The sequence below is a fragment of the Paenibacillus sp. GCM10028914 genome, from assembly GCF_042666275.1.
Lineage (GTDB): Bacteria > Bacillota > Bacilli > Paenibacillales > Paenibacillaceae > Paenibacillus_AQ.
The window spans coordinates 15,057-26,627 of the sequence record NZ_JBHTFO010000013.1 but is presented as its reverse complement, the minus strand read 5'-3'; the positions used below and the strand labels follow the sequence as shown (position 1 = coordinate 26,627).

At 42.4% G+C, this 11,571-nt stretch carries 11 protein-coding genes; 3 read left to right on the top strand and 8 right to left on the bottom strand.

Annotated elements, in window-relative coordinates:
• Complete coding sequence (locus ACFQV5_RS12115) at window positions 1–885, bottom strand: PhzF family phenazine biosynthesis isomerase (RefSeq protein WP_379247072.1); 885 nt, start codon at window positions 883–885, stop codon at window positions 1–3.
• A gap of 236 nt (window positions 886–1,121) precedes the next feature.
• On the opposite strand from ACFQV5_RS12115, the gene ACFQV5_RS12110 reads away from it, so the two are divergent.
• Window positions 1,122–1,439, top strand: a complete 318-nt coding sequence (locus tag ACFQV5_RS12110; protein WP_379247070.1) for a PadR family transcriptional regulator — start codon at window positions 1,122–1,124, stop codon at window positions 1,437–1,439.
• Window positions 1,436–2,158 carry a DUF2812 domain-containing protein gene (locus tag ACFQV5_RS12105; RefSeq protein ID WP_379247068.1) on the top strand — a complete coding sequence of 241 codons (723 nt, stop codon included), beginning with the start codon at window positions 1,436–1,438 and terminating at the stop codon, window positions 2,156–2,158. Before ACFQV5_RS12110 ends, ACFQV5_RS12105 begins: the two co-directional genes overlap by 4 nt.
• Before the next feature lie 209 nt (window positions 2,159–2,367).
• Here the strand turns inward: ACFQV5_RS12105 and ACFQV5_RS12100 are convergent, their stop codons facing one another.
• Together ACFQV5_RS12100 and ACFQV5_RS12095 are read right to left on the bottom strand one after the other, a co-directional pair.
• Window positions 2,368–3,120, bottom strand: a complete 753-nt coding sequence (locus ACFQV5_RS12100) for a superoxide dismutase family protein (RefSeq protein WP_379247066.1) — start codon at window positions 3,118–3,120, stop codon at window positions 2,368–2,370.
• 172 nt (window positions 3,121–3,292) lie between these two features.
• A complete protein-coding gene (locus ACFQV5_RS12095) occupies window positions 3,293–3,907 on the bottom strand; it encodes a superoxide dismutase family protein (RefSeq protein ID WP_379247064.1) in 615 nt (204 codons plus the stop codon).
• 579 nt (window positions 3,908–4,486) lie between these two features.
• Between ACFQV5_RS12095 and ACFQV5_RS12090 the strand changes: the two genes are divergently transcribed.
• Window positions 4,487–5,830, top strand: coding sequence for a lytic polysaccharide monooxygenase (locus ACFQV5_RS12090; protein ID WP_379247288.1), 1,344 nt, complete (start codon window positions 4,487–4,489; stop codon window positions 5,828–5,830).
• 110 nt (window positions 5,831–5,940) lie between these two features.
• Here ACFQV5_RS12090 and ACFQV5_RS12085 read toward each other — a convergent pair whose 3' ends face one another.
• From ACFQV5_RS12085 to ACFQV5_RS12065, 5 genes are read right to left on the bottom strand one after another with little or no spacing between them, the layout of a single operon-like run.
• Window positions 5,941–6,813 (bottom strand): sugar phosphate isomerase/epimerase family protein, encoded by an 873-nt coding sequence (locus ACFQV5_RS12085; protein WP_379247062.1) that lies wholly within the window; start codon window positions 6,811–6,813, stop codon window positions 5,941–5,943.
• Window positions 6,814–6,815: 2 nt separating this feature from the next.
• A complete protein-coding gene (locus tag ACFQV5_RS12080) occupies window positions 6,816–8,120 on the bottom strand; it encodes an alpha-L-fucosidase (RefSeq protein ID WP_379247060.1) in 1,305 nt (434 codons plus the stop codon).
• An 18-nt stretch (window positions 8,121–8,138) separates the two neighbouring features.
• Window positions 8,139–9,812 (bottom strand): ABC transporter substrate-binding protein, encoded by a 1,674-nt coding sequence (locus ACFQV5_RS12075; RefSeq protein ID WP_379247058.1) that lies wholly within the window; start codon window positions 9,810–9,812, stop codon window positions 8,139–8,141.
• A 29-nt stretch (window positions 9,813–9,841) separates the two neighbouring features.
• A complete protein-coding gene (locus ACFQV5_RS12070; protein WP_379247056.1) occupies window positions 9,842–10,738 on the bottom strand; it encodes a carbohydrate ABC transporter permease in 897 nt (298 codons plus the stop codon).
• A 16-nt stretch (window positions 10,739–10,754) separates the two neighbouring features.
• Window positions 10,755–11,570 (bottom strand): ABC transporter permease, encoded by an 816-nt coding sequence (locus ACFQV5_RS12065; RefSeq protein WP_379247054.1) that lies wholly within the window; start codon window positions 11,568–11,570, stop codon window positions 10,755–10,757.
• Window position 11,571: the final 1 nt, after the last annotated feature.

The following is an 11,571-nucleotide window of genomic DNA, read 5'->3' as shown; positions in this document are numbered from 1 at the left end:
TCAATACTCTATCTCAAACTCTTGAATCAAAACGGCTGTGCCCGAAATATAAATATCCATTTCAAGGTTCCTTACAGCGTGAACATACACTCTCCCATCCCTGCCGATTTCTTGACCTTGTTCAACGATGAATTGAATATCATTCTGTTCTTGATCTATATACGTTAAGTAGTAAGCCCCCATAACCCCCGAAGCTGTACCCGTTACCGGATCTTCAATCGTACCAGAGTATGGTGATGAGAAATGTCTAGCATGCATGAGTGCATCTTTATGATAAGTTTCTAAGCAAAAAGGATGCAGAGATGACTTCGGATTCTCCACTAATATATCCGGAAACGCATTATTATTAGGTTGCATACGCTTAAAGCTATCCAGATCCTTAATTGGAACTAATAAGGTCCAAGCACCTGTACTGCCATAAACAATTGGCATTGTCATATCCAAAGAATCTTCTGTTAAGCCCATGGACGCTGCCAGCTTGTGAGTGTCCCCATTAAAAGGTATGAACTCTGGTGTTTTCTGCTTCATCGTGATAGTGAGATGTTCATGATCTGTATGAAATACAATCGGCAATATACCCGCTTTTGTCTCAATTTCAATCGTTTCTCGGCCTTCCAGATAGCCTCTTGTTTTCAAGCCATATAATGAAGCCATCGTTGCATGACCGCATAAATTCATTTCATGACCAGGGGTAAAATACTTTAATTTCAAATCCGCCTTATCCGATTTCAAAACAAATACGGTTTCATTAAACCCCACTTGATGTGCTATATGCTGCATCTCGTCATATTTTAGATGATCTGCAGTGAGTACAACACCTGCCGGATTGCCTCGGTTAGGTGTATCCGAGAATGCATCGTAATGATAAACCGTTACTTTCGCCATAAGCTCCTCCATTATAAAAAAAGTAGTTCGAACACATTACTCTTGTTGATCGTTATTCTCGGATTAATGCGAATCATTCATATTCTATAATATGGAAATACAGATATACAATAACTAAAAAGCCTACGTTGTATCACATTATGATATAACTCTAGACGCATGTATCACATTATGATATATTGTTTTTAGATATATCGTTTTATGATATATCTAAAAGAGATATAGAGGGTGATTAGTTGAAGAAAACAGAGCAATTAACAGATTCAATGTTTTATATTATGGCTGCTTTAACTAAACCAAGGCATGGTTACTCCATTATGAATTTAATTGAAGAAACAACAAAAGGGGCAATTACTATAGGTCCTGCTTCCATGTACACGATTATTAAAAAATTACTAAGAGAAGAGTGGATTTATTTGTATGATGGATCGGACTCAAGACGTAAAACGTATTTGCTTACTGAAAAAGGCAGAGAAATATTAGAAGAAGATGTGAAACTAAGAAAAACGTTGATTCAATTAGCGGAAACTGGATTGAAGGAGGTTCGAGAATGAGAGGAACAAAGTATGTTATGTCAGGTGGTTTAGCTTTTTCCGAGGATAAGGACATGGAAAAACTACGCCGATATTCTTTGAAGGGTTGGCATGTCAGAGATTTTAAGTTTATGGGGTATACGCTTGAAAAAGGAAAAAGCTCAGATTACATCTACAGTGTAGATTATCGTTCAATAAAAGAGGATGAAAAAGGGGAATATTTCGACTTTTTTTCATCTTCTGGATGGTCGCACATTGCTTCAGCGGGAGATATTCATTTATTTCGGGCACAACCTGGAACAAAACCGATTTATAGTGACCGTGACACATCGGTTGAAAAGTACGAGAATTTAAATAGATCGATGAAATACATAGCAATTCCGTCAATTTTAATAACAGTACTCCTATGGGGTGGAGTAATGATAAGCTCCGGCAGCTTAACATCATTACTTCAGGTAATAGCTGTAATTTTCAGTATAATTGCCATCCCAATAGCTTTTACTGTATTCGCAACATACATTAACAAATTGAAGGTAAAGGAAAAAAAGGGATTAGTTCATCTATTAAAAACGATACCGTTCCTTCTCTTCTTAGCTGCTGTTATTATTTTGTTATTTGCCGTTGACACAGACCGAGCAGTTTACATTTTACTGTCTATGATAGTTGGAGCGATCGTATTTCCAACTGCAATTTGGATGATCCTGTCTCTTTATCATAAACTGGGGGGAAAGAAGACTTAGTAAAGGAGACGAAGAACAAAGTTTTTAGACATTGTTATTACTTTATGATTACTAATTCTCTGCTTGCCCAAAATCATGCTTTGAAAAAGCTCCCCTCACAGGATCAGGTTTTATTTTTTCGCCTGAATACTGCAAGGGGAGCATATTATAAGCGATCTAATAATCTACTTTTGAGACATCCCATTCATTAAACTATTTTCTCGTCGTTACTACTTCGGAATATTTCCACCCAGTACTCGGTCCCCTGAATTACCTGCCGGATCGGATTGGTTATCATCTTCTCCTGCATGGATAATGAGCGATCTTCCCAGAATGGAGTTTGTTTTATCTTTCTCCAATGTAGCATGCTGAATGATGACCTCTGCTTCAACTGTGCCATCTTCTCGTACCACGAGATTCGGCACATCCCCAACGTGGCTACCCTCAGGATTTTCAAGGCCATGGTGCTTATCTGTAGGGTTAAAGTGACCACCGGCTGACTCGAAATCTAATGATAGAATCTCATTTTCATGTACATGGAAACCGTGCTTGCCAGGAGTTAATCCCGAAGCTGATATTTTCACAAGCACACCGTCTTCCACCTGTTCAAAAGTCGCGAATCCTGACGCTTCACCGTTTGCATTAAACAACTTAGCCGATGGAACTCCTATCGAGATTGATTGAGTAGCCCCATCCCAAAACACCGGCTTGTCTAGTCTTTCTGCGATCATTCGAACAGGAACATAAGTTGTCCCCTGATAAACAATAGATTCTGGAACAGTGTTCCCATGATTCACGTAGTTACCATCTTTATTAGAGTGCTCTTCACCGTTCATGAAGAACATGATTTTAGCAGCAGTCCCAGAAACGACATCCATTGCCTCATCCGCGTTAGCTGCCGTATAGGAAAAGCCTGAGAATAGCATTGCGCCTGCCATGAAAGAACCAACAATATGTTGGGATGAAAATGTTCTTTTCTTCACTTCATCGCCTCCTGTGCTATAGTACTCACCTATACCCTCATTTTTCGCAAATAAATCTGTTTCGGGGGTTATTAGTACTTTAGTTTGAGATCGTAAAAAAACTGCACCCCATTGTTAGACATAACTAACAATTGGAGATGCAGTTTATCGTTCATTTAGAAATGAAGTCTGTTTACTTTGGAATGTTACCGCCGATCACACGGTCGCCTGAGTTACCAGCAGGGTCCGATTTGTTGTCATCTTCTCCGGCATGGATAATGAGTGACCGCCCTCGGATAGAGTTGGACTTATCCTTTTCTAATGTAGCATGCTGAATCATCAGCTCAGCTTCAGCAGTGCCATCTTGTTTAACCATGAGATTCGGCATATCTCCCACATGGCTCCCCTGAGGATTTTCAAGACCATGATGCTTATCTGTTGGATTAAAATGTCCACCTGCTGTCTTGAAGTCTAGCGATTGAATCGCATTTTCATGCACGTGAAAACCATGTTTGCCCGGAGTCAAACCTGAAACAGATATCTTCACACTCACCCCATCCACTGCCTGCTCCACGATTGCTAACCCTGCAGGTTCGCCTGAAGCATTTAGAAGTTTAACCGATAGCGTCCCCATCGATTCCGAATTGGAACCTACATCCAGAGATACTGGTTGGTCGGGCTTCTTAGCAACATTACGAATCGCATTCATAGTTTGGTCAGCATTAGCTACTACATAGATACAGCCTGACAATAATACACCCGCTAAAAATGAACCTATCATATGTTTTGTCTTGAATGTTTTTTTCATTATATTATCTCCTCCTGTCTATAGTAATCACCTTTCTCCTATTTTCGTATAAATAAACCTGTCATCCGGATAATTTTGTTATTTTAGTTAGAAAAATTCGATTTATTGCCTCCATTAACTATAAACTCGTGATTCTACTCGATCATCCACCCTTGAATCCTCTAAGTAGTTCGTTTAGCACAGCACCTATTTACCATTGCTGTGTTTGAAAGACTACTATAAAATAAATGTTAAAGATTACCATAATTAAAAAGACTTGAGCGTTTAAACCTATAAATCTTATAACCCTTCCAATTATAATTACGTCCGACTCTCCAGCGTCTTACTCCTTATTCATAATTCTCTCATCCGATAAAATTCGAGTATTCAGCTAAACACTCCTTACCAGTAAATGAACCCCTTATTCATCAACTCTCTCTTATAAATCCCGATACATTTAGTAGTAGCTCTTTATCACTTTTAAAGATACGTAGATTTTCATCTGAAAGGAGGTGAATTAACGAATTAAAATGGATCCCATTACGGAATATGGAATCGTGATTCCTACATATTCCCTTATAAAAAGGAGGAGTTTTTGTGATGACAACATTACGTTTACCTAACACTGGACTATTTAGAAAGATCATTGCAGGCAGTCTATTGATGTCACTCGCCATTATGGCACTGTTATTGTTCGAATCAAAAGTGTCCGCCCACGGTTACGTAAGCAATCCATCCAGTCGTGCAGATTTATGCGCTAGTGGAGTTAATACGAATTGCGGTCTTATCATTTACGAGCCCTATAGCCTTGAAGCACCGAAAGGATTTCCAGCAGCCGGCCCAGCTGACGGCAAAATTGCAAGCGCTAACGGTGCGTTCGCTCCACTCGATCAACAATCAGCAACACGTTGGTCGAAAGTTAATATTTCACCTGGACCAACGACCTTTGATTGGAACATAAAGGTCCCGCATGCAACTGCAAGCTGGAAGTACTATATTACGAAGCAAGATTGGGATCCAAATTCTCCACTTACGCGGGCCTCTTTTGATCTGACCCCTTTCTGCAGCGTACCCTATCAAGGTAAACCCTCGAACACTTACTCCGATACTTGTGATGTCCCGAATAGAACAGGATACCAAGTAATCCTTGCCGTATGGGAGATCTCAGATACAGGTAATGCTTTCTACAATGTCATTGATGTGAATTTCGCTGGGAATGCGGATACTACAGCTCCAACTGCGCCGGCAAATGTAACGGCTTCCAATGTTTCTACAACGAGTGCAAATATCGCTTGGACTGCTGCAACCGATAATCATGCAGTAACTAGCTACCGCCTATTTAATGGTTCAACTCAAATCGCTTCTACGAACGGTGCCCTTAATTATCATTTAACGGGTTTGAGCCCAAATACGACTTACAGTATCACAGTTAAAGCAGTCGATGCTGCAGGGAATGTGTCCCCGGCTAGCACTTCTGTATCTTTCACAACGCAGGCTGTAACGGGTCCAGATATTGATCCACCAACAACACCTACTGCATTACACGTAATGGGAACATCAACATCCACAACCGTTCCGCTCATGTGGAATGCTTCAACGGATGATATAGGTGTGACGGCTTACCAAGTGTTCAATGGGAATACACTTGTCGCTACCGTTTCAGGCTCCACGCTGGATTACCTTGTCACGGGCCTTACCCCTAATACGGCCTATTCTTTTACCGTAAAAGCTGTAGACGCTGCAGGGAATGTGTCATCCGCTAGTAATGTTGTCAATGTTACAACACCTAACGCGCCCGTAACTTACCCGGCATGGAGTGCAACAACTGTGTACGTAAGTGGTAACAAAGTTACACATAATGGTGTTAATTATGAAGCTAAATGGTGGACATTAGGCGAGACACCAGGTGCGTCCGGAGCAGATGTATGGAAAGTTATTCCGTAGAGTTAATCCCCTAAATTTATTGCTCATCAAAAAAGGTTGCCCCTCAAAAAATCTTGAGGGGCAACCCTTTAGTTACTATGATCAGTCGCTACGCTTAATAATGATGAATGCTAAATTTCATCCCAAATTCGTCTCAAGTTTTCAAGCCCGATGTGTGTAGCTTCACGACATTCTTCCATACCTTCAAATTCCAATGTAATATCTCCGTCATATCCAGATTCTTTGATTAAACGAAGAACACGGCGTACATCGATATCTCCTTGACCGAAGATGGAACCACGTAAGTAGTTACCGTGTGATGTACGGAACCAATCACCGCCACCTGGGTTCTGATCGTAAGGACGGATATAGAAGTCCTTAACATGAACTAGTGAGGCATATGGTAAATTACGTGCCACGCCAACGAGCGGCTGTTCATCGACACATAAGAAGTTACCGATATCAAGTGTCGTTTTGAAATTAGGACGATTTACAGCCTGCAGCACACGCTGCACCCGGTCGCTTGCCTGCACACTGACTCCATGGTTTTCAATCGTTGTTGTAATACCATATTGAGCAGCATAATCAGCGATGATACGACATCCTTCCACAATCTGAGCTAGATTGGACTCCAGGTAATCAATGCCGTGTTTCTCTGCTGGAAGTGTAAAAGCGGTAACGTCGTGACGCATATGCTTCATGCCAAGCCGATGAACGGTGTCTACATGTCTTTTGACGCGATTCATCTCGGCTTCGAAGGCTTCTTCTCCATCCTGCACAAAATTTGCAGGCATTGAATAGTTGGATAACGCGATTCCAACCTTGGCAGCATGCTCGCGAACAGCATCCGCTAGCTCAGGCTGATCTTCCAGCGTAAATCCGTAAGGAACAATCTCCATATGTTCCCCGCCATTTTCCTTAATCCAATCTATCACATCCAAAACTGTCATTTCTCCTGATTTAATTGCATTAAGTAGACTATACGTGCTGACTCCAACTCTCATCGTTATACTGCGCCTCCTGTAATTGTCTCTTCATCGCTAAGTTCAAGCTCTATGACTGTATCCAGTTCATCAGGCAGTCCTCCACCGGACAGATTAATGAACGCCCCACTTCCTGTATCGGAATACTGCTCTGCCATCCAAGGCGTCTCCACCTTCAGTTCACTTCCATCTGCAAGCAGCCTTGCTTTCTTAATTCGTCCCTTTAACCCTTGGAAATAAATCGGACCGATTCCCCGGTCAAAGACATGAGCATACAGCTTATTCCCACACTGGGTATAACGACCCCATTCCGGTTTTTCTAACTCAGCTATGCCACATCCATAAATGCTGTCTCCATTACGACGCATCCATTCTCCAACTGTCGATAAAATCTCAAGTGACTCTGAAGGAATTTCCCCTTCTGCATCAGGTCCAACATTAAGCAGCAGATTTCCGTTCTTACTCACACATTCTACGATCGCATGTATAACCTGACGTGGAGTTTTATAGTCTTTATCTTTAGCGTGATAACCCCAGTTGTTATTCAAAGTTATACAAGCTTCCCAAGGTACATGCTCTCCGAGCTCGTTCACGATTCCTCGCGGGGGAATAATCTGCTCTGGAGAGAAGAAGTCACCAGCATAAACCTCTGGTTCTGCCGCCATAATGTTACCACCAAGACGATTATCGATAACAATCTCGGGTTGCAGCGAACGAATGGTTTCCATGAGCTCCGTTGCCCGCCACTTTTCTCCTGTCATTTCGTCATAAGAGAAATCGAACCACATCATGTCGATCTTACCGTAATTGGTAAGGAGCTCCTTCACTTGACCATGCATATAATCCAGATAACGGTCAAAATCCTGCTCCTTCTCCTTGAAAGATTCCACCCCACGCATGGGATGAATACGGTCGTTATACGCCGGATAATCATCGTGATACCAGTCAATGAGAGAATAATAGAATCCAACAGAAATGCCTTCTTCGCGGAAAGCGTCCACATATTCACGAATCAAATCTCTACCCGCCGGAGTATTGGTTACCTTGTAGTCCGTCAGCTTACTATCAAACAAGCAGAAGCCGTCGTGATGCTTGGTTGTAAGTACTGCATATTTCTGTCCTGCAGCTTTTGCTGCTTTCGCCCAGCTGCGCGGATCATAACGTGATGGATCAAACTCATCAAAATACGACTGATACTGTTCATTCGAAATACGTTCTTGGCTGCGAACCCATTCGCCTCTTGCCGGAATCGCGTATAATTCCCAGTGGATGAAAAGGCCGAATCGATCATTCATGAGCGTAGCGGTTCGATTAAATCTCGGATTCATGTTAAACACCTCCTTCTGCTATGATTTGCTCTTCTCATCATAAGCCGTTTGATAAATCTCTAGAAAGCGTGCAAGATTCATAGCGTCCAACTGCTGTACGTACCCATCCCAATCCCGATCCAGGTCTGCATCCCCGATAACAAAACGAGCGATCATTTCATCCACGTAATCGTTTACAGTTTTGGCTAAGTCCGCAACCTCTGACGATTGTTCGTTGGTCAGAAAGAGTGGGGGTACGGTAGATACATCCTTCGGCGCATACGGCTCATATTTATTCTTCGTCTCGTTGTACAGTAATACCTCTAAATCATCCTCACCATTTGCAACAGAGCTAAGACGGAATTCATTCGTACGCATCGCAGGTCCTGTCTGAGCCCAGTTCACGTTCTGTACTGTACCAAAAGCTTTGATCTCAAACCATTCAGCAGGCTCACCGTTAATTCCGATCTCGCCTTCCTTCGCATCACGCCATTCTTCGTTAGGTCGGCCATATACACTGCGAAGGGTGTGCTCTCTTTCATATAAACCGTCAGCCCAGCGCATAGCCAGCTCCGGATTCTTCGCCTTTTTCGTAATAACAAAAGATCCTGGTGTTAAAGCTGTCGTATCCGTCGGTGCATATTGAACACCATTCGGTCCTTTTAACGGAGGAACCGCTTTGTATTCGCCCCAACGTCCGCTCTCACCCATCAATTGTGTAAATACCCCCTGATGTCCACCCGTAGAAGCACCCAAGAGTACCGTATCCGGATTTTCACCGACCTGAATCAATTGATTATCGTCTTGTGTAAAGGATTCCGGAGCAATAAGTCCCTCCATATACAACTTGTTGAGATAACGAAGCCCTTCCTTCCATTCAGGTTTGTTATAGGCAACATCCATCTTCCCGTCTTTCACATACATATGTTTATAACTTGATCCGTAAATCGGGTTATAGATAAACGAATTCATAAGGAAGGCATCAATGGAAGATCTCCATGATTTTTGCGATATTGACAATGGGATTTCATCTGCTTTCCCATTCCCGTTCGGGTCCTGTTCTTTAAATGCTTTAAGTACGTCAAAAAATTCGTCTGTCGTTGTTGGCATTTCCAGATTCAGCTTCTTTAGCCATGGTTCATAAATCCACATCTTCTGACTCATCGAGCAATGGTAGCAATCATTAATTTCTGGTAGTGCATAGATATTGCCATCAAGCGCCGTAATGGTTGATTTAATGTCCGGATAATCCGCAAACAGCTTCTTGGTCTGTGGCCCTTGGCTTTCAATTAAATCATTCAGAGGTAAAAATGCACCTTGTGTACCGTAAATCATCTGCTGTGAAGGAGAGATATTGAGTCCCATGATGACATCTGGATAATCCTCACTTGCCAACACAAGGTTCAGTTTCTCCTGCATACTTTGTTCCGGAACAACTTCCCATTCGATATGAACATTGGTCTTCTCCTCGTACCATTTCGTAAATTCATTTGTTTCAAAATTTTCAACCAGTGGGTTTCCTCTAACCATGATTTTCAAGGTCTCTTTCTCTTCAACGAGTGGATATGTTCCCGGTTCCGACAACTTTACAGCAGAAGCTGTGTTATCTTTCCCCTTCTCCTCCCCAGCCGTACCCTTGCCATCCGAGCAACCCGCTAGCAAAATGCTAAACGCAGTAAAAGCACTAAACGCTACCTTCATACTCTTGTTCATAATGACCCTCCCTAATTTCAAATGGATACTTAACCTTTAATGGAACCGATCATGACACCTTTAACAAAAAACTTCTGAAGAAACGGATATACAACAAGCAGAGGAACCGATGTAACTACGATAAGTGAATATTTAAGTAATTCTCGTAAGCCCTGACGAGCTGCTGCTGTCTTGGCATCACCAAGCATTTCGATATTCACCTCGTTCTGAACCAAAATATCTCTAAGCACCAACTGCAGCGGATACAAATCCGACTGTTTCAAATAAATCATCGCGTTGAAATATTGATTCCAGTGTCCCACCGCATAGAACAATGCAATAACTGCTAATATCGGTCCGGATAAGGGAAGCACGATGCTTTTCAGGAACCGAAAGTCGGTACACCCATCCAGCTGTGATGCCTCTAGAAGTTCACCAGGAATTGTGGTCTGAAAGTACGTACGCATAATAATAACGTTCCATACAGATAGTGCCGCTGGGATCAACATAGCCCACACGGTATCAATCATGCCAAGATCTTTCACAATCAGATAAGTCGGAATAAGTCCGCCGTTAAACAGCATGGTGAAGACGAACATCAGCATGAAGAAGTTCCGGCCCTTAAAATCTTTACGTGAAAGCGGATATGCCGCCAAGACCGTAAGGATCAAATTAATGGCCGTTCCAGCTACCGTATAGAAGATTGTGTTCATGAAACCTTTGGTGACCATGGTGTTCTTGAATACAGCTCTATAACCTTCCAGCGTAGGTTCAACGGGCCATAGCCATACTCTTCCGGATAGCACAGCACTACTCGAACTAAATGAAGCGCTTACAACATAAATGAGAGGATAAAGCACAACGATAAGTACAATTGAAAGCATGACATAATTAAAGATCGTAAACAGGCGATCGGAGCCGGATTCCTTTATTGTCTTAGAATTCATTTGCCTTCGCCCCCCCCTACCATAAGCTTTCCTGTTTAAGCCGTTTGGCTGTTTGGTTAACAATTAACAGTAGAATAAAACCAATGACTGCTTTAAATAATCCGATCGCTGTCGCATACGAGAAGTTCATCGCCTGAGAGACTAATCCGACCTTATACACATACGTATCAATGACTTCCGATGACCGTAGATTCAGTGAATTTTGCATAAGGAGTATTTTCTCGAACCCTGTCTCCAGCATCTGTCCGGTGTTCAGAATAAGCAATATAACCGCAATCGGCATAATACCCGGAAGATCGATATGCCGCATACGCTGCACTTTCGATGCCCCATCAATAACAGCTGCTTCGTGCAATGCCGGATCGATTCCAGAAAGAGTCGCCAAAAATATGATGCAGGAAAAACCAACATTCTGCCACACATGTGACCATACATAAATGGACTGGAACCACGAGGCTTCCGCCATAAAGTGGAAAGGTCCGAGGCCGATCCAGCCTAGAAAGGTGTTTATCATCCCTGTTCTGGGATCCAGAAACTGAAGTAGTAATCCAACAAGCACAACAAGTGAAATAAAATATGGCGCATACGTCACCATCTGGACCATATTTTTAAATCGTTTGTTCCCTACATAATTAAGTCCAAGGGCAAGCATAATCGGGAACGGAAAGCTCGCAAGCAGTGTGTAAAAGCTTATGGAGAGCGTATTCCGCAGCAGCCTCCAGAATTCGTGAGAATGGAAGAAACGCTCAAAGTGTTTAAAGCCTGCCCAAGCGCTCCCCCCGATTCCTTTTGTTACATTAAAATCTTTAAAAGCGATTTGCGCTCCGTACATG

Bases quoted from the DNA above. Each gene is read 5' to 3' on its own strand.
- ACFQV5_RS12115 (WP_379247072.1), bottom strand. From the start codon at position 885: ATGGCGAAAGTAACGGTTTATCATTACGATGCATTCTCGGATACACCT.
- ACFQV5_RS12105 (WP_379247068.1), top strand. From the start codon at position 1,436: ATGAGAGGAACAAAGTATGTTATGTCAGGTGGTTTAGCTTTTTCCGAG.
- ACFQV5_RS12095 (WP_379247064.1), bottom strand. From the start codon at position 3,907: ATGAAAAAAACATTCAAGACAAAACATATGATAGGTTCATTTTTAGCG.
- ACFQV5_RS12090 (WP_379247288.1), top strand. From the start codon at position 4,487: ATGACAACATTACGTTTACCTAACACTGGACTATTTAGAAAGATCATT.
- ACFQV5_RS12085 (WP_379247062.1), bottom strand. From the start codon at position 6,813: ATGAGAGTTGGAGTCAGCACGTATAGTCTACTTAATGCAATTAAATCA.
- ACFQV5_RS12080 (WP_379247060.1), bottom strand. From the start codon at position 8,120: ATGAATCCGAGATTTAATCGAACCGCTACGCTCATGAATGATCGATTC.
- ACFQV5_RS12075 (WP_379247058.1), bottom strand. From the start codon at position 9,812: ATGAACAAGAGTATGAAGGTAGCGTTTAGTGCTTTTACTGCGTTTAGC.
- ACFQV5_RS12070 (WP_379247056.1), bottom strand. From the start codon at position 10,738: ATGAATTCTAAGACAATAAAGGAATCCGGCTCCGATCGCCTGTTTACG.
- ACFQV5_RS12065 (WP_379247054.1), bottom strand. From the start codon at position 11,570: ATGTACGGAGCGCAAATCGCTTTTAAAGATTTTAATGTAACAAAAGGA.